The organism is Nonomuraea cypriaca (assembly GCF_015645445.1).
GTDB classification, from domain to species: domain Bacteria; phylum Actinomycetota; class Actinomycetes; order Streptosporangiales; family Streptosporangiaceae; genus Nonomuraea; species Nonomuraea cypriaca.
This window is the reverse complement of the sequence record NZ_JADOGI010000008.1, coordinates 26,170-49,462: the sequence shown is the minus strand read 5'-3', so window position 1 is coordinate 49,462 and position 23,293 is coordinate 26,170. Positions and strand designations below refer to the sequence as shown.

At 71.2% G+C, this 23,293-nt stretch carries 23 protein-coding genes; 17 read left to right on the top strand and 6 right to left on the bottom strand.

What is annotated here, in order from left to right; genetic code table 11:
- The first annotated feature begins 63 nt into the window (after positions 1–63).
- Together ITP53_RS04545 and polX are read left to right on the top strand one after the other, a co-directional pair.
- Entirely contained in the window at positions 64–1,479 is a 1,416-nt protein-coding gene (locus ITP53_RS04545; RefSeq protein WP_195894003.1) for an amidase, read from the top strand.
- A gap of 51 nt (positions 1,480–1,530) precedes the next feature.
- Positions 1,531–3,267: a DNA polymerase/3'-5' exonuclease PolX gene (gene polX / locus ITP53_RS04540; protein WP_195894002.1), complete on the top strand. Its 1,737-nt coding sequence runs from the start codon at positions 1,531–1,533 to the stop codon at positions 3,265–3,267.
- Positions 3,268–3,364: 97 nt separating this feature from the next.
- Here the strand turns inward: polX and ITP53_RS04535 are convergent, their stop codons facing one another.
- Positions 3,365–4,837, bottom strand: coding sequence for a CoA transferase (locus ITP53_RS04535; RefSeq protein ID WP_195894001.1), 1,473 nt, complete (start codon positions 4,835–4,837; stop codon positions 3,365–3,367).
- A 268-nt stretch (positions 4,838–5,105) separates the two neighbouring features.
- Between ITP53_RS04535 and ITP53_RS04530 the strand changes: the two genes are divergently transcribed.
- From ITP53_RS04530 to ITP53_RS04480, 11 genes are read left to right on the top strand one after another with little or no spacing between them, the layout of a single operon-like run.
- Positions 5,106–6,095 (top strand): Bug family tripartite tricarboxylate transporter substrate binding protein, encoded by a 990-nt coding sequence (locus tag ITP53_RS04530; RefSeq protein WP_195894000.1) that lies wholly within the window; start codon positions 5,106–5,108, stop codon positions 6,093–6,095.
- The gene (locus ITP53_RS04525) at positions 6,092–6,601 is read left to right on the top strand and encodes a tripartite tricarboxylate transporter TctB family protein (RefSeq protein ID WP_195893999.1); all 510 of its coding nucleotides are present in this window, start codon (positions 6,092–6,094) and stop codon (positions 6,599–6,601) included. Before ITP53_RS04530 ends, ITP53_RS04525 begins: the two co-directional genes overlap by 4 nt.
- 3 nt (positions 6,602–6,604) lie before the next feature.
- On the top strand, positions 6,605–8,110 hold the full coding sequence (locus ITP53_RS04520) for a tripartite tricarboxylate transporter permease (RefSeq protein WP_195893998.1): 1,506 nt from the start codon (positions 6,605–6,607) through the stop codon (positions 8,108–8,110).
- A gap of 25 nt (positions 8,111–8,135) precedes the next feature.
- Positions 8,136–8,909, top strand: coding sequence for an enoyl-CoA hydratase/isomerase family protein (locus ITP53_RS04515; RefSeq protein WP_195893997.1), 774 nt, complete (start codon positions 8,136–8,138; stop codon positions 8,907–8,909).
- A 21-nt stretch (positions 8,910–8,930) separates the two neighbouring features.
- The gene (locus ITP53_RS04510; protein ID WP_207755524.1) at positions 8,931–10,097 is read left to right on the top strand and encodes a thiolase C-terminal domain-containing protein; all 1,167 of its coding nucleotides are present in this window, start codon (positions 8,931–8,933) and stop codon (positions 10,095–10,097) included.
- Positions 10,094–10,510, top strand: a complete 417-nt coding sequence (locus tag ITP53_RS04505; protein ID WP_195893995.1) for a Zn-ribbon domain-containing OB-fold protein — start codon at positions 10,094–10,096, stop codon at positions 10,508–10,510. The genes ITP53_RS04510 and ITP53_RS04505 overlap by 4 nt, the downstream gene beginning before the upstream one ends.
- Entirely contained in the window at positions 10,507–11,703 is a 1,197-nt protein-coding gene (locus ITP53_RS04500) for a CaiB/BaiF CoA transferase family protein (RefSeq protein WP_207755523.1), read from the top strand. Before ITP53_RS04505 ends, ITP53_RS04500 begins: the two co-directional genes overlap by 4 nt.
- Positions 11,700–13,112: a CoA transferase gene (locus ITP53_RS04495; RefSeq protein WP_195893994.1), complete on the top strand. Its 1,413-nt coding sequence runs from the start codon at positions 11,700–11,702 to the stop codon at positions 13,110–13,112. The genes ITP53_RS04500 and ITP53_RS04495 overlap by 4 nt, the downstream gene beginning before the upstream one ends.
- A complete protein-coding gene (locus tag ITP53_RS04490) occupies positions 13,109–14,452 on the top strand; it encodes an MmgE/PrpD family protein (RefSeq protein WP_195893993.1) in 1,344 nt (447 codons plus the stop codon). Before ITP53_RS04495 ends, ITP53_RS04490 begins: the two co-directional genes overlap by 4 nt.
- Positions 14,453–14,476: 24 nt before the next feature.
- On the top strand, positions 14,477–15,709 hold the full coding sequence (locus ITP53_RS04485; protein ID WP_195893992.1) for an acyl-CoA dehydrogenase family protein: 1,233 nt from the start codon (positions 14,477–14,479) through the stop codon (positions 15,707–15,709).
- The gene (locus ITP53_RS04480; RefSeq protein ID WP_195893991.1) at positions 15,706–16,710 is read left to right on the top strand and encodes a TIGR03617 family F420-dependent LLM class oxidoreductase; all 1,005 of its coding nucleotides are present in this window, start codon (positions 15,706–15,708) and stop codon (positions 16,708–16,710) included. The genes ITP53_RS04485 and ITP53_RS04480 overlap by 4 nt, the downstream gene beginning before the upstream one ends.
- A 1-nt stretch (position 16,711) precedes the next feature.
- Here ITP53_RS04480 and ITP53_RS04475 read toward each other — a convergent pair whose 3' ends face one another.
- Positions 16,712–17,512, bottom strand: a complete 801-nt coding sequence (locus tag ITP53_RS04475) for an IclR family transcriptional regulator domain-containing protein (protein ID WP_195893990.1) — start codon at positions 17,510–17,512, stop codon at positions 16,712–16,714.
- Between the two features lie 341 nt (positions 17,513–17,853).
- On the opposite strand from ITP53_RS04475, the gene ITP53_RS04470 reads away from it, so the two are divergent.
- Positions 17,854–18,213: an SPW repeat protein gene (locus ITP53_RS04470; protein WP_195893989.1), complete on the top strand. Its 360-nt coding sequence runs from the start codon at positions 17,854–17,856 to the stop codon at positions 18,211–18,213.
- Positions 18,214–18,287: 74 nt separating this feature from the next.
- Here the strand turns inward: ITP53_RS04470 and ITP53_RS04465 are convergent, their stop codons facing one another.
- A complete protein-coding gene (locus ITP53_RS04465) occupies positions 18,288–18,527 on the bottom strand; it encodes a GMC oxidoreductase (RefSeq protein ID WP_195893988.1) in 240 nt (79 codons plus the stop codon).
- 452 nt (positions 18,528–18,979) lie between these two features.
- Here ITP53_RS04465 and ITP53_RS04460 point away from each other — a divergent pair, with 452 nt between their 5' ends.
- From ITP53_RS04460 to ITP53_RS04450, 3 genes are all read left to right on the top strand, one after another.
- The gene (locus tag ITP53_RS04460) at positions 18,980–19,327 is read left to right on the top strand and encodes a histone-like nucleoid-structuring protein Lsr2 (RefSeq protein WP_195893987.1); all 348 of its coding nucleotides are present in this window, start codon (positions 18,980–18,982) and stop codon (positions 19,325–19,327) included.
- A gap of 110 nt (positions 19,328–19,437) precedes the next feature.
- Positions 19,438–19,626, top strand: coding sequence for a hypothetical protein (locus tag ITP53_RS04455; protein WP_195893986.1), 189 nt, complete (start codon positions 19,438–19,440; stop codon positions 19,624–19,626).
- A gap of 72 nt (positions 19,627–19,698) precedes the next feature.
- Entirely contained in the window at positions 19,699–21,153 is a 1,455-nt protein-coding gene (locus ITP53_RS04450; protein WP_328813937.1) for a PucR family transcriptional regulator, read from the top strand.
- Between the two features lie 9 nt (positions 21,154–21,162).
- Here ITP53_RS04450 and ITP53_RS04445 read toward each other — a convergent pair whose 3' ends face one another.
- The 3 genes from ITP53_RS04445 to ITP53_RS04435 are packed head-to-tail and all read right to left on the bottom strand — an operon-like array spanning position 21,163 to position 23,238.
- Positions 21,163–21,357, bottom strand: coding sequence for a ferredoxin (locus tag ITP53_RS04445; RefSeq protein ID WP_195893985.1), 195 nt, complete (start codon positions 21,355–21,357; stop codon positions 21,163–21,165).
- A gap of 34 nt (positions 21,358–21,391) precedes the next feature.
- Positions 21,392–22,027, bottom strand: coding sequence for a TetR/AcrR family transcriptional regulator (locus ITP53_RS04440; RefSeq protein WP_328813934.1), 636 nt, complete (start codon positions 22,025–22,027; stop codon positions 21,392–21,394).
- A 2-nt stretch (positions 22,028–22,029) separates the two neighbouring features.
- On the bottom strand, positions 22,030–23,238 hold the full coding sequence (locus tag ITP53_RS04435; protein WP_207755521.1) for a cytochrome P450: 1,209 nt from the start codon (positions 23,236–23,238) through the stop codon (positions 22,030–22,032).
- Positions 23,239–23,293 lie beyond the last annotated feature (55 nt).

Sequence of the window (23,293 nt, the reverse complement as noted above, 5' to 3'; positions counted from 1 at the left end):
CGTCGGCGGCCGCGCCGCCGATCCCACAGACCACCGATCGAGCTACGGGCGACAGGGATTTTCATGCAACTCCATGAGTACGCGCAGTACGACGCCATCGGCCTCCGCGAGCTGATCCGGACCGGCGAGGTCACCGCCGGAGAGGTCGAGACCGCCGCCAGGCAGGCACTGGCCGCGATGAACGCCGAGGTGAACGGGCTGGCGCTGCCGGTGTTCACCCCGGCGCTCGACCATGCGGAGGACGGACCGCTCGCCGGGGTGCCGTTCCTGATCAAGGATCATGGCCCGGTGGCGAAGGGGGTGCCGTTCTCCCTCGGCAGCCGCAGCCTGCCGGGCGTCGTCCCCCAGCACGACACCGACCTGATGGCCCGCTTCCGGGCCGCCGGCCTGGTCACGCTCGGCCTGACCACCGTGCCGGAGATGTGCCTCAGCTTCGCCACCGAACCGGTCAGGCACGGGCCGGCCCGCAACCCCTGGGATCTGGACAGGGGCGCGGGCGGGTCAAGCGGTGGTGCCGCCGCCCTGGTCGCGGCCGGCGCCGTGCCGCTCGCGCACGCCAGCGACGGAGCCGGGTCCATCCGGGTCCCGGCCTCCTGCTGCGGTCTGGTGGGGCTCAAGCCGAGCCGGGGCCGCGTCCCGTGCGGGCCGGACATGGGAGAGGCGATGCTCGGCATGGCGTACGAGTTCGCGCTGACGCGCACCGTCCGCGACGCCGCCTGCCTCCTGGACGCCGTGCATGGGCCCGGCGTCGGCGACAAGTACACCGCGCCGCCCCCGCACGGCCGGTACGCCGACGAGCTCCGGGCCGAGCCCGGCCGGCTACGGGTGGCGGTGACCACCGAGGCGTGGTCGGGGTCGCCGGTGGATGAGCAGGTGGCCGCCTGGGCGATCAGGACCGGCCACGTGCTGGAGGAGGCCGGGCACGGCGTCAGCGAGGCCGGCCCGGCCGTCGACTGGGAGGCCGTCATGAAGGCATGGGTGGCGGAGGGGGTGGCGATCTCCTCCACCCTGCTCCTGGCGCCGAGGCAACCCGACCCGGCCCTGATGGAGGCCGTCACCAGGCGGTTCCTGCGGACGGCGAGGGAGTACACCGGGCTGGACATGATGACCGCCTTCGCCGCGCAGAACCGGGTGACCCGCTCGGTGAGCGCGTTCTTCACGGAGTACGACCTGCTCGTCACCCCGACGCTGGGCCATCCCCCGGCGCCGCACGGCACCCTGCGTTACGACGATCCCAGCTACAGCGTGACCGGCTGGCTGCGGTCGCTGGCCGACTACGGGCCGTTCACGGTGCTGTTCAACGTCACCGGACACCCCGCGATCAGTCTGCCGCTGGGCAGGAGCGACGACGGGCTGCCCATCGGGGTGCAGCTCGTCGCCCCCTACGGCCGGGAGGATCTGCTTTTCAGGGTCGCCGCCCACCTCGAACGGGCCATGCCATGGAAGGACCGGACGCCCCCGGTCTTCGCCGGGGGATAGAGGCCGGGATTTCGGGATAGGGGATGGTCAGGAGGGAGGCGACGACGCGACATGGCACGCACGAACGACGACGTGGCCGCCGTGCTGGAGGAGTACGCCGACCTGCTGGCCATCACCGGCGGTGAGGACTTCAAGATCCGCGTCTACCAGAAGGCGGCCCGCTCCATCGGTGCCCACGCGGCAGACATCGACGGCTACGACGCCGGCGAGTTGCGGCAGATCCCCAACGTGGGCGAGAAGATCGCGCACAAGGTGGCCGAATATCTGCGTTCCGGCACCATGGCCCAGCTCGAGGAGTTGCGCGGCCGCATACCCGCAGGGGTCCGGGCGCTGACCCGCATCGCGGCGCTGGGGCCGAAACGGGCGATGGTGCTGCATGAGAGCCTGGGCGTGGACTCCCCGGAGAGCCTGGAGTCGGCGATCCACGCCGGCGCGCTGCGGGACCTGCCGGGGTTCGGCGCCAAGACCGAGGAGAACCTGCTGCACGGCATCGCCCTGCTGCGCGACGCCGGCGAGCGGGTCCAGCTCGGCGTGGCCATGCCACTGGCGGAGGACATCGTGACGGCGCTGAAGTCGGTGCAGGGCTGCCGCCGCTGCGGGTACGCCGGCTCGCTGCGCCGGATGAAGGACACCATCGGCGACATCGACATCCTGGCCACCTCCAACCGGCCCAAGGTGCTCATGTCCGCCTTCATCGATCTGCCCCAGGTCACCGAGGTGATCGTGCACGGCGACAAGAAGACCTCGGTCAGGACCAGTCAGGGGCTCCAGGTGGACCTGCGGGTGGTGCCGCCGGACGCGTGGGGCGCGGCCATGCAGTACTTCACCGGCTCGAAGGCGCACAACATCCGCACCCGTGAGATCGCCGGGCACCGCAAGCTCAAGCTGTCGGAGTACGGCCTGTTCGACGCCGACACAGAAGAGCTGATCGTGTCCAAGACCGAGGAGGAGGTGTACAGGCGGCTCGGCCTGCCGTGGATCCCGCCGACCCTGCGCGAGGACATCGGGGAGATCGAGGCGGCGCTGGCCGGAGAGCTGCCCGAACTGGTCACCGAGGACGACGTGTGCGGCGACCTGCACACCCACACCACGCTCACCGACGGCCACGCCTCGCTGGAGGAGATGGTGGAGGCCGTGGCCGGGCGCGGGTACGCGTACTACGCCGTGACCGATCACGGGCCGAAGCTCTACATGCAGCAGATGACGCTGGAGAAGGCCATCGCGCAACGCGAGCGCGTACGCGAGCTGGACGGCACGTCCGGGCTCCGGCTGCTGCACGGCGTCGAGCTCAACATCGACCCCGACGGCGACGTGGACTGGCCGCCCGACGTGCTGGCCGGGTTCGACCTGTGCGTCGCCTCCGTCCACTCCTTCTTCGACCTGCCCAAGGACAGGACGACCAGGCGGCTGGTACGCGCCGCCGAGCATCCGTGCGTCAACATCATCGGCCATCCCAGCGCCCGGCTGATCGGCCGCCGCCCGCCGATCGACGCGGACTGGGACCAGGTCTTCAAGGCGTGCGCGCGCTCTGGGACCGCGCTGGAGATCAACGCCTTCCCCGAGCGCCTGGATCTGGCCGCCGAGCTCATCAGGCGGGCGAAGCGGCACGGCGTGAATTTCGCCCTCGACAGCGACTCCCACGCCGTCGGCCACCTGGACAACCTCCGCTACGGCATCGGCACCGCCCAACGTGGCTGGCTCACGGCCGACGACGTGATCAACACCTGGCCGCTGGACCGGCTCACCGCCTTCCTGGGCAAGAAGGAGGTCCTCGCGGGGGCCCGCTGACGAATCGTGCCGGTGGCATTGCGGGTCGCTGGGCGATCGTGCCGGCGGCGTCGCGGGTCGCCGGGCGATCGCGGTGGTGTCGCGGCCCGCTGGGAGTTCATGCCGGTGGCGTCGCGGACCACTGCGGGGTCGAGCTGCCGACCGCCTCGTACGGCCGCTCCCAGAACAGCGGATTGCCGTCGATCTCCACCGGGAAGCGGAGCCGGCGCACCGGGCCGTGCGGGGTGGCGTACACGCGGTCCTCGGTGGGCCCGAGCAGCGGGAGGTCGATCGGCGGCTCCTCGGCGGGCCGCCCGGCATCGGCCAGCAGGGCGGCGGTGCGCGCCAGGGACAGCCGCGACACCGAGCCCAGGCCCGTGGTGAGGCGCCGGGTCAGGCCGTTGATCGCGGCGGCGGCGACCTGGTAGCCGGTCGCGAAGTCGAGGGCCTCCACCGGCAGGTGCCGCGGCCGGTCGGGAGGCACGAGGCGGCCCAGCGCGTTGATCGGCGTCCGCGTGCCGGGATCCTCCAGCGCCCAGCTCGTCGTCTCGTCGGCCAGTCCGGTGCTGAACTGCACGAGTGTGTCGAAACCGCGGCGGTCCCGCCAGGGGCCGGTCCAGCCGTACGCGTTGAGCGCGACCTCCACGAGTCCGGGCCGCACGGCCGCGCGGACGTCCGGCGGCACCAGCCCGTCGATCGCGCCGGGACGGTACCCGTGAACGAGGACGTCGGCGCCGGCCAGCAGGTCGAGAAACCGCCGCCAGCCCTCGGCCGTGCGCAGGTCGAGCACCGCCCACCGCTTCCCCAGCCCGACGTCGGTCCCGCCGCCGCGCCAGGTGGTCTCGTCGGCGTCGGGCGCGTCCAGCCGCAGCACCTCGGCGCCGCAGGCCGCGAGGAACCTGGTGCCCATCGGCCCGGCGACCACCCTGGTGAGGTCGAGAACCCGGATGCCGGCCAGCGGCCGTCCCGGCGTCGGGCGCCACGACTCCGGCGACTCACCGCCGGGCTCCACGGCGACGAGCGGCTCCGCGGCGACCGCGCGGGCCTGCGGGTGCGCCCGCCACTCCGCCAGGCTGCGGCTCGCCGCCACGGCCGCGCCCCCGTCGACGAGGACCTGCTCGATCTCGTCGGCGTCGTGCCCGGCCACCTTCGCCGCGACCGCCTCCGGATCCTCCGCGACGCCCAGCGCGCCGGCGATGCGGGCCCGCAGCCGGGGGAACAGCCCCTGCACCCTGAGCCAGCGATCGTCGGCCGTCCTGAACTCGGTCATCCACGGATGCGTGGTGCTCAGCGGCCTGCTCGGCTGCGGTGTCAGCGGCAGCGAGGGGCCGACGGGCAGGTCGAACCAGCCGCTGGACAGCGTACGGTCCACGCGTACGGTCGGCGGCGTGCCGCCCTCGGTCGCCACGAGCCGGCTGAGCGCCAGCCCGGCGGCCCCGAAACCGGCCGCGGCGAGATCCGTCACGGCGAACGCGGACCGCAGGGCACTGTCGCCGGTCACGGTGACGCGGTCGAGGTCGCCGGCGTGGCCGTCGAGCGCGGCCCAGATCTGGGCGAGGAACTCCCTGGTTCGGCAATGGTCGGACGTCATGTCTGCGGGTGGCCGCACGGAATTAATGCGTCTGTCATCCACAGAACAGTGTCATGTATGACAGACCACTGTCCAGATCCGGGTGGAACCCCGGGACCTCGGGGTTTAGTCTCCCCAGGCAGGCGGGGAGGCCATCACAAAGCGGAGATTCGTCGCAAATGATGCATTGACACCCCATGTGACCTCCCCTTAACGTCACGGTAACGCATCCAGAGAGCGAACTTTTGTTCGCTATGCGGTTGTACGATCAAGCAGAGGCGGACGGCTGATGACGTTCAAACGGCGGAGCGCGGCGGCGGTGGCCGGACTATTGATCTTGAGCGGCTGCTCGGCGATCCCGGGATTCGGCGACGACGGCCCCTACCCATCCGATGAGCTGACCTTCGTCGTCCCCTACGCGCCCGGCGGATCCACCGACCCGATCGCCAGGCAGTTCACCCGTCAGCTCGAGAAGGACCTCGGCACCACGATCGTCGTGGAGAACCGAGAGGGCGGCTCGGCGACGATCGGCACCAGCCGGATCGTCAAGGCCGCGGCGGACGGCTACACGATCGGACTGAGCTCCAACAGCGCGGTCGCCTACCAGCCCATCCTGACCGACGCCCTGCCCTATCACTCGACCGCCGACTACCAGCCGCTGGTCAAGCTGGCCGACCTGCCGACGATCCTGGCGGTCCGCGCCGACGCCCCCTGGCGGACGTTCAAGGACTTCATGGACGACGCGCGGCGCCGGCCGGGGCAGATCAAGATCTCCAACTCCGGTGCGCGTACCGCGCCCGACCTGACCATCCAGCGGCTCAGCCAGGCGGGCGGGGTCGAGTTCACCGGCGTCCCGTTCAGCGGCGGCGGTGGCGAGGCGCTGACCGCGCTGCTCAGCGGGGAGGTGGACGCGACCGCCGGTTACGCCCCCACGGTCAAGGAGCACGTACGGGCGGGCAAGCTGCGCGTGCTCGGCGTCTTCCACGACGGCCCCTACAAGATCTTCCCGCAGGCCGAATCCGTCGTGGAAGCGGGCTACGACGTGACCCTGCCGGCCTCCTACTACGTCATCGCCCCCAAGGGCATCCCCGCCGAGGTGTTGAAGCGGCTCCAGAGTGCGGCCGACGCCACCGTCCGCTCCGCGGAGTTCCGCGCGTTCGCCGAGGACAAGGGCTACGTCCTGGAGTCGCTCACGCCCGACCAGCTCAAGGCCGAACTCGACGAATACCGCGAAGAGTACGAGCGCATCAACGCGTTCATGGAGGAGCGACCGGCATGAAAACGACCGAGACCGTGGTCTCTCCGCCGAAGGCGTCCCTGGACGGGGTCCGCCGCGGGCGCATGATCGTCGGCGCGGTGATGTTCGCGGTGGGAGCCGTCTACACCGCCCACGCGTTCACTCTTCCGATGGGCACGACGGCCCAGCCGGGGGCCGCGATGTACCCGATCATCGTCGGGGCGGGGTGCCTGGTGATCAGCGTGCTCACGATGGCCGAGGCGAGGTTCACCACCAAGGTGACCGGCGAATACGAGCGCGCCGCGCCGGGACGGGGCCGGTTCGTCCTCGGACTGGGCGGGATCATCGTGGTGTACCTCTTACTGCTGCCGCTGATCGGCCAGTACCTCGCGGCGGCGCTGTTCGGCGCCGCGGCGGTCGGGGTGCTCGGCACCCGCCCCTGGTGGAAGGCCGTCCTCCACGGCGTCCTGCTCGGCCTGATCATCTCGTACGTGTTCCTCGAACTGCTCGGCGTGCGGCTGCCCGCCGGCGCGCTGATGGGGGGCTGACCCGTGAACCCCGTCGAGGGCCTGATCTTCGGGCTGGAATCGGCGCTCACCCCTGAACTGCTCCTGGCCGCGCTGGTCGGCGCCCTGGCCGGCACGGTGATCGGGGTGCTCCCCGGGCTCGGCCCGGTGGCCGGCGCGGCGCTGGTGCTGCCGCTGACGTTCTCCATGTCGCCGATCGTCGGCATCGTCATGATCGCGGCGATCTACGTCGGCTCGATGTACGGCGGATCGACGACCGCGGTCCTGCTGAACATGCCAGGCGAGGCGGCCTCGGTCATGACCGCCGTCGACGGCCATGCGATGGCCAAGAAGGGCCGGGCGGGAGCCGCGCTGAGCGTCATGGCGATCGGCTCGTTCATCGCCGGCGCGATCGGCGTCATCCTCGTGACGTTCTTCTCCCCGCTGCTGTCGGGCGTCGGCCTGCTGTTCGGCCCCGCCGAATATCTCGCGCTCGTGGCCGGCGGCCTGCTCGCCCTGGCCCGCGTCTCGGGCGGCAGCCCGGCCAGTGGGTTCCTGCCGATGATCGTCGGCGTGATGCTCGGCACCCTGGGCCAGGAGGCGATCACCAGCACGTTCAGGTACACGCTGAACGTGCCGGAGATGGCCCTCGGCATCGACCTGGTGCCCGTGGGCATCGGCCTGTTCGGCATCGCCGAGTTGCTGCTGCTGGTCGAGAACCCGTCGAGGTCGGCGCGGCCCACCAGCGTCCGGCTCAGGGAACTGATGCCCACCCGCGCGGAGTGGCGGGACGCCGTGCCCGCCTGGGGACGGGGTTCGGCCGTGGGGTTCCTCTTCGGCCTGCTGCCAGGTCCCTCGGCGACGCTGTCGAGCTTCGCGTCGTACCGGCTGGAGAAGAGCGTCGCCCGCAACCGCGCGAACCTCGGCTCGGGCGCGGTCGAAGGGGTCGCGGGACCCGAGGCCGCCAACAACGCGGCCGCCGTCGGCGGGCTCGTGCCGCTGCTGTCGCTGGGCATGCCGTTCTCGGCCACCTTCGCCCTGGTGATCTCCGCGATGGAGGTGCAGGGCATCGAGCCGGGCCCGCTGCTGATCGAGGACAACCCGGAGATCTTCTGGTCGCTCATCGGCACGATGTTCGTGGCCAACATGATGCTGCTGGTGCTCAACCTGCCCCTGGTCAGCGTGTGGGTGCAACTGCTGCGTATCCCCAAACAGCTGCTCTTCCCCGCCATCGTGGTGATCGCGGCGATCGGCTGCTACAGCGTGCGCAACAGCCTGCTCGACGTGTACACGCTGGCCGCCATGGGAGCCGTGGGCTACCTCCTGCGCAAGCTGTCGTTCACCCTCGCCCCGTTCGTCCTCGGCCTGGTGCTGGGACCGCTGGTGGAGAAGCACCTGCGCGAGGGGTTGTTCCTGAGCCGGGGCGACTTCGGCTACTTCGTCCAGCGCCCGATCGCCGCGGCCCTCTGGCTGCTCGTCGCGGTGGTCCTCTTCGGCGGCGGGATCTGGCGGCTGGTCACCAGAAGCAGGCGTGCGTCCACGCCCGCATGATCAACGATGAGGAGGAAACGGGCACGTGTCCGTTGACATAGAGGTACGGGGGACGGTCGCGGAGATCGTGCTCAACCGGCCGGAGGCGATGAACTCCATCGACCCCGAGACCCGGGCCATGCTGCACGCGGCGTGGGAACGGGTGAACACCGACGAGTCCATCAGGGTCGCGCTGATCACCGGCGCGGGGGATCGCGCCTTCTGCACGGGATCGGACCTGAAGCGGACGATGCCGCCGGCGGAGTCGTACGCGCAGATCGCGTTCGGCGACGGGGGAGACCATCTGCTCAAGGGGTTCCCGAGGGACAAACCGGTGATCGCGGCGATCAACGGGTACGCGATCGGCGGCGGCCTGGAGATCGCCCTGGCCTGCGACATCAGGATCTGTTCCGAGACGGCCCAGTTCGGTCTGGCCGAGGTCCAGATCGGCAGCATTCCAGGAGCGGGCGGCACCCAGCGGCTCACCCGGATGATCGGGCGGTCGACGGCGATGCAGATGCTGCTCACCGGCGATCGGATCGACGCCGCGGAGGCGCACCGGGTGGGCCTGGTCAGCGAGGTCCTCCCGGCGGGCGAACTGCTGCGGCGGGCCAGGGAGGTCGCGGACCGCATCGCCCGTAACGCGCCGCTCGCCGTACGGGCCGTCAAGCGGCTCGCCACCGAGGGCCCCGACCTGCCTTTGGAGCGCGGCCTGGACCTGGAGAGCTACGTGTGGGGCCTGCTCCGGGACACCGAGGACCGCATCGAGGGCCGTAAGGCGTTCGCCGAGAAGCGGGCGCCGCGTTTCCAGGGCCGATGACAGACGATGAGGGGAAGCGTTGTGAAGGATTCGCTGAAGGACCAGGCCGCGATCATCGGGGTGGGTAAGACCGCCCAGGGCAAACTGCCGGGCAGCACCCAGCTCTCGCTGGCCGCCGACGCGTTCGTGGCCGCGCTCGACGACAGCGGGCTCGACAAGTCGGACATCGATGGACTGCTGACCTTCCCCGGCACCACGGCCCCCGAAGGCCCGCTCAACTACCTGCGGCTCGGTGAGACGCTCGGCATCGACCCTGCGTTCACCGGCAGCATGTCGATGGGCGGCGGCACGGCGGGCGCGCTCGTGCAGACGGCCGCGATGGCGGTCAGCACCGGCATGGCCACGAACGTGGCCTGCGTGTTCGGCGACGCGGCCAAGACCGGCGGGTCCCGGTTCTCCAGGGCCTCCGGCTGGGGGGATTCGTGGGACATCTGGGGCATGATGGGCGCCGCCGCCAACAGCGCGGTCGCGGCCAGCCGTCACATGGCCCTCTACGGCACGACCAGTGAGCAGCTCGCCGAGGTCGCCGTCGCCTGCCGCAGGCACGCGTCGATGAACCCCGACGCCGTCATGCGCAAGCCGATCACGATCGCCGACCACCAGGCGTCGCGCTGGATCGTGGAGCCGCTGCGGCTGCTCGACTGCTGCCTGATCAGCGACGGCGGCGTGTGCGTCATCGTCACGTCCGCGGAACGCGCCCGCGCGCGCGACACCAGGCAGCCGCCGGTGTTCATCTCCGGGATGGGGCAGGGCTACACGACCCGCACGCTGGAACGCGAGGACTGGTGGTACGTGCCCCACCAGAAGCAGGCGCTGGACCGGGCCTGGAAGATGGCCGGCATCGGCCCGTCGGACGTCGACGTGGCCCAGCTCTACGACAACTTCACGATCAGCGTGCTGCTGTGGCTGGAACACGCCGGGTTCTGCGGCGTGGGCGAAGCGGGCTCCTTCGTCGAGGGCGGCCGCATCCAGCTCGGCGGGGACCTGCCGGTCAACACCGCCGGCGGAAACCTGTCGGAGTCGTACATGGAGGGCTGGTTGCACATCGTCGAAGGGGTGCGGCAGCTGCGCGGCCAGGGCGGGCCCCGGCAGGTCGAGGACGCGGAGGTGTGCCTGGTGACCGGCCGGGGCATGACGCTGAACTGCTCGAACGCGATGATCCTGAGCAAGGACGGGCTGACTAGATGACCGACTACACCAAGCCGCTGCCGGAGCTGACCGACGAGACACGGCCCTTCTGGGACGCGTTGCGCGAGACCGAGACCCTGACCCTGCAAAAGTGCGAAAAATGCGGACATATCAGGTATCCGATCAGCCGGATCTGCCCGCAGTGCCTGGCCAAGGAGACCACCTGGGTTCCCCTGTCCGGCCGGGGCGAGGTCATGTCCAGGATCGTCTTCCACCAGGTCTACAACCGGGCCTTCGCCGATGACGTGCCGTACAACGTGGTGCTCGTGCAGCTCGACGAGGGCCCGCGGATGTTCAGCAACGTCGTCGGGGTGCCCAACGAGGAGGTCCAGGTCGGGCTGCGGGTGCGGCTGGCCTGCGACCCGGTCACCGAGACCGTCACCATCCCCAGGTTCACCCCGGAGGCGACGTGACCACCACGGCGCCGGCCGCGCTGGAGGGGCTGCGGGTGCTCGACCTGTCCGGGCCGATGGGCAACTACTGCGGCAAGCTGTTCGCCGAACTGGGCGCCGACGTGATCCTGGTCGAACCGCCGGACGGCACCCCGCTCCGGCACGAGCCGCCGTTCGCCGGCGACGTGCCCGGTCCCGACTCCGGGCTCGCCTTCGCGTACGCCAACACCGGCAAGCGCAGCGTCGTCCTGGACCTCGACCGCGCCGAGGGCGCTCGCACCCTGCGCGACCTGGCCCGTACGGCAGACCTCGTCATCGAGACGGAACGCCCCGGGGTGGCCGCGGCGCGTGGCCTGGCCTGGGCCGATCTCAGCGAGGGCAATCCGGCTCTGGTGATGACCAGCATCACGCCGTTCGGGCAGGACGGCCCGTACGGCCAGGACGAGGCGGACGACCTGGTCCTGCTGGCGCTCGGCGGACTGCTGGCGCTGGGCGGGTACCGGGACGGCCCGCCGGTACGCGCCGCCGGGGACCAGGCGATGGCGATGGGCGGCCTGTTCGGGGCCGTCGCCTCGATGCTGGCGCTCACCTCGGCGGAGCTCACCGGGGCCGGCCAGCACGTGGACGTCTCCGTCCAGGAGTGCGTGGTGCTCGCGCTGGAGAACGCCGTGCAGTTCTACGACCTGGAAGGCACGGTACGGGGGAGGGGCAGCGGCGTCGGCGACCGGGCCGGGGCCGGGGTCTTCGCCTGCGCGGACGGCGAGATCTACATCCTGGCCGGCGGGATCGGCGGCAACCGGTTCTGGCCCAACCTCGTCGACTGGCTCGAATCCGAGGACGTCCCCGAAGCGGCGGCGCTGCGCGGCGACCGGTGGGGTGAGCGGGAGTTCGTCACCGGGGACGAGGCCAAGGGGATCTTCAACAGGGTGTTCGGCCCCTTCGCCGCACGGCGGACGAAGGCCGAGCTGTACGCCGCGGCGCAGCGGAGGCGGGTGCCGTTGTGCCCGGTCAGCACCGCGGCCGACATCGTGGACAACCGGCAGCTCGCGCACCGGGGTTTCTTCGTGGAGAACACGGGGCTCGGCACGCTGATGCCGGGGGCGCCGTACCTGCTGAGTGAGACGCCCTGGCGGACGAACGGCCGTGCGCCGCGGCTCGGCGAGCACACCGAGCAGGTGCTGAGCGAGATCGGACGTCCGGGGGTGAGCGCATGACGCCGCCGCTTTCCGGCATCCGGGTCGCCGACTTCTGCTGGGTCGGGGCGGGCTCGTTCACCACCAAGCTGCTCGCCGACCACGGCGCGGACGTGATCAAGGTGGAGAGCCGGGCGAAGATCGACGGGATCAGGCTCAGCCCGCCGTTCGCCGGCGGGCGGAAGGGCGTCAACCGCAGCGGCTACTTCGCCGACCGCAACACCAGCAAGCGCAGCCTCGCCCTCGACCTGAAGTCCGAGGGCGGCCGCGAGCTGGCCCGCCGGCTGGTCGCAGAGAGCGACGTGGTCACCAACAACTTCACGCCAGGCACCATGGAACGCTTCGGCCTCGGCTGGGAGGACGTGCGCCGGATCAACCCGCGAGCCGTCTACCTGGCCATGTCGATGCAGGGCGACAGCGGCCCTGAACGCGACTACCTCGGTTACGGGATCACGATCAGCGCGCTGATCGGCCTGCACCATTTCACCGGCCTGCCCGGCCGTGAGCCGGTCGGGACCGGCACCAATTATCCCGACCACGTCCCGAACCCGTGCCACGCCGCCTTCGCCGTGCTCGCCGCCCTGCGCCATCGGCGGCGTACGGGACGCGGCCAGTACATCGACATCGCGCAGACCGAGCCGACCATCGCCGTGCTCGGACCGCTGCTGATGGACTGGACCGTCAACCGCAGGGACGCAGGCCCGCTCGGCAACGACCACCCACGGCGGGCGCCGCACGGCGTGTACCGCTGCGCCGGAGATGACCGGTGGATCGCGATCTCGGTGCTCCGCGACGAGCAGTGGGAGTCGCTCGTCCGGATACTCGGCCTCGACGACGAGCCCGACGACAAGCCCCACGACGAGCCCCACGACGAGCCCCACGACGAGCCCCACGACGAGCCCCACGACGAGCCCCACGACGAGCCCCACGACGAGCCCCACGACGAGCCCCACGACAAGGCCGACGACGAGCCCAGCCACAGGCCTGACCACGAGCCCGGCCACAGGCCTGACCACGAGCCCGACGGCAGGCCGGATCACAAGCCGGAATGGCGGCACGAGGCGGCCAGGCACCGTGACCGCGACCGGCTGAACCGGCTGATCGGCGCCGCCGTGGCCGGCCGTGACGCCGTCGCGCTGGCCGGGGAGCTGCGCGCGGCCGGGGTGCCCGCCGGGGTCGTCCAGAACACCGCCGACCTGGTCGACCGCGATCCGCAACTCGCGGCCCGCGAGCACTGGCTGCGCCTGGACCACCCGGAGATGGGGCCCAGCCTCTACAACGCGCCGCCGTTCCGTCTCACCGGCACGCCCGTGCGGCCCACCCGCTCCGCGCCGTTGCTGGGCGAGCACACCGACGAGGTGTGCAGGGAGGTGCTCGGACTGGACGACGAGCAGATCGCGGCCTACCGAGCAGCGGGAGCACTCCGATGACCGCCCCCGCGGCGCTACGCGTCGGCCGGTACGCCGCCTCGGCGCCGGAGGCGTCCCCGGACGTCGTCGACGCCGTCGGCCGGGCGGTGCTCGACACCGTCGCCGTCGCCGTCGCCGCCCGTGCCGACCCGGTCGTCCACGCGCTGACCTCCACCGTCTCCCAGGGCGGAGCCGCGCGGCTGTGGACGGGCGGGCCGCCCGTGTCTCCCGAGCAGGCAGCCCTGGTCAACGGGGCGGCCGGACACGTGCTCGACTACGACGACGTCACCTCGCCGCTGCGCGGCCACCCGAGCATCGCGATCATCCCGGGACTGCTCGCCCTCGCCGGGGCCGAGGACGCCGACGGGTCCGCCGTGGCCGGCGCCTACGCCGTCGGCTTTGAGGTGATGCTCAAGCTGGCGAAGGCGATGGCCGTCCCGCACTACGCGGCCGGCTGGCACAGCACCACGACGATCGGCGGCATCGGCGCGACCGTGGCCGCCGCCCGGCTGCTGCGGCTGGACGCCGAGCAGATCGCCGACGCCATCGGGCTGTTCGCCGGGCAGTGCTCGGGCACCCGGGAGAACTTCGGCACGCCGGCGAAGTCCTTCCAGGTCGGCGCCGCATGCGCGAGCGCCGTACGTTCCGCGCTCGCGGCCAGGGCCGGCGTCACGGCGGGCCACGGCGCGCTGGACGGCCCCGCAGGCTTCACCCGCCTGTACGGCGGCGACGACGGCATCACCCGCCGGCTCCACGATCTGCTCGACGAACTCGGCGCCGCCCCAGGAGAGCTGCGTACCAGCGGCCTGGACGTCAAGAAGTACCCCATGTGCTACGCCGCCCACCGCGCTCTGGACGCGGTGCTCGACCTGCGCACCGAGCAGGACGTGAACGCCGAGGACGTCGTCCGCGTGGACGTGCGAACCAGCGGCGCGGCGCTCACCCCGCTGATCCACCACCGTCCGGCCACCGGGCTGGAGGCCAAGTTCAGCATGGAGTACGGCATGGCCGCGGCCCTGCTCGACGGCCGGCCCCGCCTCGGCAGCTTCACCGACGAGGCCGTGAAGCGACCGCAGGCGCAGCGGCTGCTCGCCCGCGTACAGGCGGCTGAGAGCGACACCCCGATGGCGCCCCGCTGGGCCGAGGTGAGCCTCCACCTCACCGATGGACGGGTGCTCCGGGGCCGGGCCGAGACCCTGCGGGGCAGCGCGGCCGCCCCCCTGACCCTGGAGGAGCTCACCGCGAAAGCCGTGGACTGCTTCGAGCACGGCGGTCGCGCCCCGCTCGCCCGGCCCTTCGCCGCCGCCCTGCGCCGCTGGGCGGACCGCCCGGTCCGCGATGTGCTCGCCGTGCTCACCTGACCCATGACCCAGGAGGAACTGACCATGAAGGCCGCGGAAGACCTCAGGCAGCGGGTACGCGCGTTCGTCGACGACGAGCTCCTGCCGCTGGAGCCGGACGTCATCAGATGGGAGCTCGAAGCGTCGAGCCGCACCGAGCCGTTCGCCGCCGAGCCCGGCAAGAGCTATCTGTTCGACCCCGTCGGCGACCTGCCGCCCGAGGTCTATGAGCGGCTGCTGGCCGCGGCCCGCGAGCGTGGCCTGTGGGGGATCGACGTTCCCGCGGAGTACGGCGGCCTCGGGCTGACGAACCTAGACAAGATGGCGGCCGTGGAGGAGATGGCCAAGACCATCGTGCCGTTCGTGCTGCCGCCGGACTCGCCGAACCTGCACTGGCTGTCGGCCGCCTGCGACGCCGGGCAGCGGGCGCGCTATCTGGACCCGTACGCGCGGGGGGAGATCACCTCAGGCGTGGCGATCACCGAGCCCGGCGCGGGCTCGGACGTGTCGGGCATCGAAACGACGGCCAGGCGCGCCGGCGGCCGGTGGGTGCTCAACGGGCGCAAGAAGTGGATCGGCAAGGCGGACTGGGCCGACTTCCTGATCGTGGTGGCCGTGACCGATCGCGAGAAGGGCAGCCGGGGCGGCATGACCGCCTTTCTCGTCGACCGTGGCACGCCAGGGGTGGTGGTCGAGCGGCGGCTGCCGACGATCTCCAACTACCGGCCGTGCGAGATCCGCTTCGACGACGTCGAACTCGGGGACGAGCAGGTGCTCGGCGACGTCGGCGACGCGTTCGTGCCCATGCAGAACCGGTTGTCCGTGCGCCGCCTGGAGATCGCCGCCCGCTGCGTGGGCGCCACCGAGCGGCTGCTCGGCATGATGATGGCGTACGCGAAGGAGCGGGTGACCTTCGGCGAGCCGCTCGCGGCCCGGCAGACCATCCAGAACTGGATCGCCGACGCCGGCATCGGCCTGCACACCAGCCGGCTGGTCAACCGGGACGCCGCGGCCAAGCTGGACGCGGGCGTAGGCGACATCAGATTCGAGGCGTCCACGGCCAAGGTGCTCGGCACCGAGCTGCTGCAGCAGGTGGCCGACCGCTGCCTGCAGGCGCACGGCGGCATGGGGCTGGGCAAGGAACTGCCGATCGAGTACTACTACCGTCTCGTCCGCGTCTGGCGCATCGTCGAGGGCGCGTCGGAGATCCACCGGGTGACCATCGCCAGGAACCTCTTGCGGCACGGAATCCCCGGCGCGGAGGTGCATGCCCGATGAGGGTCGAAGTGAGCCTGCGCGACGTTCCGCTGGGCGACGTGCCCGAGCTGGCCGCCCGTCTGGAGCAGGCCGGGGTCGACACAGTCTGCGACGCGGAGGTCACCCGCGATCCGCTGCTCACGCTGATGGCCGTCGCGTCGGCCACCTCCCGCGTGGAGCTCGCCACGGCGGTCACGATCGCGTTCCCGCGCAGCCCGATGGTGCTGGCCACGCAGGCGCGGATGCTCGCCGACCACAGCGGGGGCCGGTTCAGGCTCGGGCTCGGCACCCAGGTCAGACGGCACATCGAGGAACGCTTCTCGACTGCGTGGGACTCGCCTGGACCACGGATGCGTGACTACGTCTCCGCGCTGCGGGCCATCTGGCGGGCGTGGGAAACCGGCGGCGAGCTGCGCCACGAGGGGCCGTTCTACCGGCACACCCTGATGACCCCGGAGTTCCGGCCCGCGTCTGACCATGCGCCGATTCCCGTCGACCTGGCCGCGGTGAACCGCTACAACCTCACGACCGCCGCGTCCCTGTGCGACGGCGTGCGGCTGCATCCGTTCAGCACCCGCGCGTACGTGTCCGACGTCGCCCTCCCCACGATCACCGGCGCGGCTCGCACGAGCGGAGAAGTGCGCGTCACCGGCGGCGGCTTCGTGGCCACCGGCGCGACGGCGGAGGACGTGCGCGCGGCCCGCGAACACGTCAGGAGGAGGGTCGGGTTCTACGGGTCCACCCGTTCCTACCTGCCCGTTCTCGCCCACCATGGGCTGGACGACCTGGGGGAGGAGCTGCAGCGGACGGTACGCGAGGGACGGTGGGACGAGCTCGCCTCGAAGGTCGATGACGAGGTGCTCGAACTCTTCTGCGCCGTGGCGCCGTACGAGGGGATCGGCGCGGCGGTCGGCGAACGCTTCGGCGGCCTGGTCGACGCCGTTCAGCTGCCGGCGCCGCGTGGGGACACCGACTGGCGGTCCTTCGCCAGGGCGGTCGCGGACATCCAGGCCCTCGGCTGACCTATCTCCGGCGCTCGGATCCGTTGAACGCCGACCGGGCGCCGAACAGGATGCTCACGTTGCGGGCGCAGTCGAGCAGCGGCGGGCTGATGCGCGCCTCGACGTCGGCCTGGCTCAGCCGGCCTCCGTGCGCGGACACGTTGATGGCCGCGACCACCTGGCCGTTCGGGCCGAAGACCGGGGCGGAGACCGACATCAGGCCGCGCTCCAGCTCGTGTTCGGTCGTCGCCCATCCCTGCTTCCTGACCTGGGCGAGCTCGGCGCGCAACCGCTGCTCGTCCGTGGTGGTCGCCTCGGTCACCGCGACGAGCTCGGCGGTGGCGAAATAGCGGTCCAGCTCCTCCGGTTCGAGGTGGGCGAGGATGGCGCGGCCCATCGAGGAGGCGTGCGCGGGGACCCGGCCGCCCACGAACACCGCGAACGTCACCAGCCGCCGGCTGGTCCTGTCCACGCACACGACGTCGGTGCCGTCCAGGACCCCCGCCAGGACGTTCTCGTCGATGTCGTCGCTGAGGTGCTCAAGCAGCGGATGCGCCGCGTCCCAAGGATGAACCGAGGACAGATAGCTGTAACCGAGCTCCAGCACGGAAGGACTCAACGAGAAATACCGCCCGTCCTGCCGGACGTAGCCGAGGCTCTCCAGGGTGAGCAGGAAGCGCCGCGCGGCCGACCTGGGCATGTGCGTCCGCTCGGCGACCTCCGTCAACGTCATCCGGGAATGCCGGGGGGTGAAGCTCCTGATGATCAACAGGCCGCGTTCGAGTGACTGAACGAACTCCGCCGGCCGCTCCTGCCCGCTCACCGGTCCTCGGCGGGTCGCTGAACACGCGCGGCGGGGCACATGACTCGACGGCGTACGTTAACCATGACCTCAGCCTAGCGAAGCCCCTGTTCCGGCTGCCCCGCCGCCCGTTGGGCAGGGGGAGTTGCCTGCCCGGTGCGCTCGGTGTTACATAGGAATTAGCACTCTTCGTTGGAGAGTGCCAACACCTTCGATCGCGCGGTCGGTCCTCACGCCACCGCCGCGACAGGCCCGGCCGCAGGACCGTTCCGCACGACCGAAGCGGCGCTCCCCGATGACTCCGAAGAGGAGAAGAAGGAAGCGGAGACCGGCAGGTGACCGGCCTCTTGGGAGGTGTTCACATGAACAGGAAGTGGGTTCGCTGGCAGGACTGGGTGGCGCTCGTCGTCGGCGTGGTGACCGCGCTCACCCCGCTGTGGTTCATGCCAGACAGCACCGGCGGCACCTGGGCGCTGATCATCCTCGGTGTCCTGCTCGCCGTCGGCGCGCTGTGGTCGCTCGCCGTGCCTGAGGCGGTCGCCAGCGAATGGACGCACGTCGTCCTCGGTGTGCTGCTGTTCATCGCACCCTGGGCGCTCGGCTTCCAGGACGTGCCCGGCGCGGCGTGGACCGCCTGGATCGCGGGCGTGCTGGCCGTCGTCGCGGGCCTGTGGGTCGCCGTACCTCAGACTCGGAGCGGCAGGAAGTCCGCGACAGCCTGACAACAGGAGGGCCGTGATCCCGCTCCGCCAGGGGCGGGATCACGGCTTTTGCTGTGTTCCGGCAGGCTACCGTGTCACGTTCCCAGGATCAGGGTGGCGGCGTGTTCGCCGACCATCATGGCGTCGAGTGCGGTCGTCGCGCGGAGCGGGACGGGGACGATGGACAGGTCGGCGATCCTGAGGCCGTCGACGCCGTGGACGCGGCAGTCCTCGCCCACGAGGACGGCCACCCGCCGCAGGGGATCCGCCGAGAGCCGGGCGGCCAGCACGCACCCCGCGGTCCCTGCTCCGACGATCAGATGATCGATGTCCATGGAACCCCACCGTAGGCGCGACCCGGCGGGAACTCTTGGATAAATCTGACCGGGTGCAGGACCACCGGGGGCGCGCCAGGTCGCCGGGCGATTGCCGGCAAAGACAAGGACGCTCTCGTGACCCTTCCGTACTGATACTGCGGCGAATTTGAATTTAACCCCGATAGTGTGGGCGCCATCGCACGCCGGCCTGGAGGGGATATTCTCCCGGGAGCACAACCGCACCACCGGATGTTCTCCAACTAATGATCATGTGTGTCGCGCCCCGCATTAGCCACGACCGTACGACCAGGATGGTTGCCGGCCGACTGCGGGCGGTCGGCCTGATGTCGGGGTGAATGGCCGCGTACTTCCAGGCCAGGCCACTGAACAGGTCAGAAGGTGGTAGACGCGCCGGACCTACTGAAGAGCGCTATAGTACCCAATAACCGTATCGAGTTTGGAGCGCCGGCATGGCTAAGCAGATTCAAGAGATTTTCATAGACGACCTCGACGGAAGCCCGATGGACTCGGAGAACACCGTCAAGTTCGGAATCGACGGCGTCGCATATGAGATCGACCTCGGCGACAAGAACGAGCAGGCCTTGCGTGACGCGCTGCGGCCGTTCCTCCTCAAGGCCCGCCCGGTCAAGGCCGAGCGGGGCGCCCGTGGACGGCGCGCGGCCGGTGGCGCCGCTCGGGCCATGAGCCGCGAGAAGTCCGCCGTGATCCGCAAGTGGGCCAAGACCCACGGGCTGCCGGTGAGCGAGCGCGGGCGCATCGCGGCCAGCGTGGTCGAGAAGTACGAAGCCGCCCACTAAGGGACACGTGCCATCGATTGACACATGTCATCTCACACCGATGACATCAGGGTCTTGCCCGCCACGGTCCGGCACGCCCAGACTCTTGCCGTGATGAGAGGGGTGGCGTCTTGATCAAAGGTTCGCCGGTGCTGCTGATCAACGTGGCGGGTGTGCTCGTTCTGGCTTTGGCCATGGTCATGGCCAGCGACCTGACGGGGACCGTTCAGATCGTCCTCATGGCCGTGCTCGGCGTCGCCGTGCTGGTCTGCGTCGCCCTGCTCGTCGCCCAGGCCGCCGCCCGCTCCCGCGGCAACTAGCCTGGCGTCGGGTGGGCCCGACCACGGACCTTCGGTTGGGGCAGCGCCGAAAACACGCCATACCCTTTGTGTGTGAACACGAACGTGTCCGTGGAGGACCTGCTGCGCTCGCCGGCCCTGCAGCTGCGGCTGCTGGCCGGTGCGGCCGGGCTGGCACGTTCGGTGTCGTGGGCGCACGTCAGCGAGCTCGACGACCCCACGCCCTGGCTGCTCGGCGCGGAGGTCATCATGACCGCGGGGATCGCGATCCCGCGCGGAGCCGCCGAACAGCGCGCCTATCTGGAACGGCTCGACGACGCGGGCGTGTCCGCGCTCGCCCTGTCGGCGCAGCTGCACGTGCCGCCGCTGCACGAGGCGTTCTTCCAGGCCGCCGAGGAGCGGGGGATGCCAGTGCTGGAGGTGCCGCTGGCGGTGCCGTTCATCGCGATCTCCCAGGAGGTGGCCGCCGCCGCGCGGGAGGACGCGAGCCAGCGCCTCGGCGCGCAACTCCAGGTGTTCGGCGCGCTGCGCTGGCTGGCGGCCGAGGACCTCGACACGGCGACGCTGTTCAGACGGCTGGAACGGCTGTCCGGCTACGAGGTCTACCTGTGCACCCCGCAGGGCCGGCCGTTGCTCCCCGGCGTGCCGGTGCCCGACGTCGCCGTGCTCCCGTCCGAGCCGGAGGCGCCGCCCACGATTCCGGGCGGCTTCGTGCTGCCCGTGCCGGCGCCTGGTGGTCCCGCGGGCTTCCTCGTCGCGTTCGAGCGTCAGGGGGCGAGGCCCGCCGGCCTGGCCGTGGTGCAGCACATCGCCACGGTGGCCGCGCTGCAGGTGGCCATGGCCCGCCACGAGCGCGAGACGCTGCGCCGCGAGGGCGCGGAGACCCTGTCCGAGCTGCTCCAGGACGTACTCGAACCGGCCACGGCCCGGCGGCGCCTGGTCAGGGCGGGCCTGCCGGCGGACGGCGAGCTGGTCCTGCTCGTGGTCAGGGACGTGTCCGACGAGGCCATCCACCGCGCGCTCGACGACCAGCCGCACCTCATGCTGCGCAGGGGCGACGACCGCTACGTGCTCGGCTCACCCGCACTCGGCGCGGCGCTCGCCGTGCTGCCTGGCGTCGCGGCGGGCATGAGCAGGCCGTTCCCGCCAGGGGAGCCCATGCAGGTCGCCAAGCGGGAGGCGGTATGGGCGGCGTCCACGGCGTCGGAGTCGGGGCACGCCCTGATCAGGTACGGCGACGACACCACCGGCAGATGGCTGCCCGACGACCCGTGGGCGCTCACCGCGCTCGTCGAGAACGTGCTCGGCCAGGCGCTGGCCTACGACGCGGCGCACGGCTCCCATCTCCTGACGTCCGTGCGGACCTGGATGGAGCGCGACCGGCGTGCCGAGGACGCCGCCGCCGCGCTGCACATCCATCCCAACACCCTGGCGTACCGGCTGCGCAGGTTCGCCGAGCTGACGGGCCGCGACCTGTCGTCCACCGCCGCGTTCGCCGAGGTCTGGCTGGCCCTGCGGGCCGGCCGCCAGCTCGGTCTCATGGACTGAGGCCGGGTGTCACTCCTCCAGGGAGATCGCGCCGGTCGGGCAGACGCTCGCGGCCTCGCGGACGATCGCGTGGCGCTCCTGGGCGGGTGACGGGTCGAGCAGGAGCACGATGCCGTCGTCCTCATCCTGGTCGAACACGTCGGGCGCGAGCAGCACGCACTGCCCCGCGCCGCAGCACTTGTCCCGGTCAACGGTGACTTTCACGTTCTTCCCCTCAGTCGTGCCGGCCTCCAGCTCATCATGTGGTGACCGGGGCGAACCACAGGCCGCCCAGCGCGTCGATGAGTCCGACGGCGGTGGCCTCCCAGCTCGTACGCGCCGTCGTCCCGCCCTCGTGCAGGGCCCGCTCACGCTCGGCCAGCGTGTGCAGCACGAGCAGCCGGCTCATGTCGCCGCGCTCCCTGTGCACCTCCTCGGGCAGGCCGGGCAGCAGGCGGGACATGCCCTCCAGGGTGCGCCGCATGGAAGGCGTCGCCACGGACTCCTCGATGACGATCCTGCGCAGGGCGGGCACGGTGTTGGCCTGGGCCAGGCACCGGGCCCGCCAGCTCGGCACACCCAGGCCGTCGAGGTGATCGGTGACGGGGCGTACCAGGCAGGAGATCCACTCGCGCAGGTCCGCGGAGTCGGGTAACGCGGCCAGCATCCGCAGGCGCCGCTGCTCCGTCTCCGTGGCGTAGCGGTGCACGATGGCCCGCACCAGCTCGGTCTTGGAGCCGAAGTGGTAGCCGACCGCGAAGTTGTTCGCCTGCCCGGCGGCCTCGCTGATCTGGCGGTTGGAGACCTCGCCGACGCCGTGCTCGGCGAACAGTCGCTCGGCGGCGTCCAGGATGGCCACGCGGGTCTCCTGGGCGCGCTCGGACCTGACGGCCACCTTCACCACCGCACCGGCACCCGCTCAAGCCCGCCGATGATCAGGCCCTCGCGGCGCGGGAGCTCCTCGGCGGGGACGGCCAGCTCCAGCGTGGGCAGGCGCTCGAGCAGGACCTTGAGCACGGTCTGCAACTCGGTGCGGGCCAGCGCCTGGCCCAGGCAGGAGTGCGGACCCGCGCCGAAGGCCAGATGCGGGTTCGGCGAGCGATCAAGACGCAGCTCGGCGGCCCGCTCGAACTGCTCCTCGTCCCGGTTGGCCGCGGCCATGCTGCACACGACCGTGGTGCCCTTCGGCAGGGTCTCGTCCGCCACCTCGACCTCCTCGCCGAGGTAGCGCGGCATGCCGAAGCCCGGGTTGGCGTCGAAGCGCAGCGTCTCCTCCACCGCCGGGCGGATCAGCGCGCGGTCGGCCAGCAGCGCCTCCCAGCGCGTACGGTCGGCCAGCAGCATCGACACCATCTTGCCGATCATGTTCGCGGTGGTCTCGTGCCCGGCCACCAGCAGGCCCTTGGCCGTGCCGAGCAGGAGTCGCTCGGTCAGCCGCCCATCCAGCCCCTCGACGATCGCGAGCAGCTCGCTGATCAGGTCGTCGCCCGGCTCGGCGCGCTTGGTCTCGACGTGCGCGACGAGGTACGCGTTGAACTCGGCCTGCGCCGCGTCGATCTCCTCCTGGCTGAACCTGGTCATGCTGAGCATGGTGTCCGACCAGTACGCGAACCGGTCGCGGTCGGAGTCCGGCACGCCCAGCAGATCGCAGATCGCCCACACAGGCAACGGGAAACCGACCGTGCTCACCAGGTCGCCCGGCGCTCCCTGGGCGACCAGCTCTTCGACCAGGCGCCCGGCCATCGCCTCGATCCTGGGCTGCATCGCGGTGACGCGCTTGGCGGTGAACGCCTTGCCGATGAGCTGGCGCCAGGCCCGGTGGTTCTCGCCGGTCATGGCGCTGCCGCCGCTGCCGAACACGCCGCCTGACTCGTTGGCGGTGACACGGGCGGCGTCCTCGGCGTCGAGCTGACGGGTGAAGCGGGGGTCGGACAGGACCTGCTTGACGTCGGCGTACCTGGTGAGCAGCAGCGCCTGGTCGCCGCTGGCCAGCCGGATCGGCGCGATCGGGCAGCCCTGCCGCAGCTCGGCCCACTCCCGCGGCGGCTCAAGCGGGGTGGGATTGCGGAAGGGGTAGTCAGGCGCCTGGGCGCTGAGCTCGCTCAAGATCACTCCCGTGAGAGGCGATGGTGACGCTCATTCAAGTCACTTCACCTGTTTA

Bases quoted from the DNA above. Each gene is read 5' to 3' on its own strand.
- ITP53_RS04545 (WP_195894003.1), top strand. From the start codon at position 64: ATGCAACTCCATGAGTACGCGCAGTACGACGCCATCGGCCTCCGCGAG.
- polX (WP_195894002.1), top strand. From the start codon at position 1,531: ATGGCACGCACGAACGACGACGTGGCCGCCGTGCTGGAGGAGTACGCC.
- ITP53_RS04535 (WP_195894001.1), bottom strand. From the start codon at position 4,837: ATGACGTCCGACCATTGCCGAACCAGGGAGTTCCTCGCCCAGATCTGG.
- ITP53_RS04530 (WP_195894000.1), top strand. From the start codon at position 5,106: ATGACGTTCAAACGGCGGAGCGCGGCGGCGGTGGCCGGACTATTGATC.
- ITP53_RS04525 (WP_195893999.1), top strand. From the start codon at position 6,092: ATGAAAACGACCGAGACCGTGGTCTCTCCGCCGAAGGCGTCCCTGGAC.
- ITP53_RS04505 (WP_195893995.1), top strand. From the start codon at position 10,094: ATGACCGACTACACCAAGCCGCTGCCGGAGCTGACCGACGAGACACGG.
- ITP53_RS04495 (WP_195893994.1), top strand. From the start codon at position 11,700: ATGACGCCGCCGCTTTCCGGCATCCGGGTCGCCGACTTCTGCTGGGTC.
- ITP53_RS04490 (WP_195893993.1), top strand. From the start codon at position 13,109: ATGACCGCCCCCGCGGCGCTACGCGTCGGCCGGTACGCCGCCTCGGCG.
- ITP53_RS04485 (WP_195893992.1), top strand. From the start codon at position 14,477: ATGAAGGCCGCGGAAGACCTCAGGCAGCGGGTACGCGCGTTCGTCGAC.
- ITP53_RS04480 (WP_195893991.1), top strand. From the start codon at position 15,706: ATGAGGGTCGAAGTGAGCCTGCGCGACGTTCCGCTGGGCGACGTGCCC.
- ITP53_RS04470 (WP_195893989.1), top strand. From the start codon at position 17,854: ATGAACAGGAAGTGGGTTCGCTGGCAGGACTGGGTGGCGCTCGTCGTC.
- ITP53_RS04465 (WP_195893988.1), bottom strand. From the start codon at position 18,527: ATGGACATCGATCATCTGATCGTCGGAGCAGGGACCGCGGGGTGCGTG.
- ITP53_RS04460 (WP_195893987.1), top strand. From the start codon at position 18,980: ATGGCTAAGCAGATTCAAGAGATTTTCATAGACGACCTCGACGGAAGC.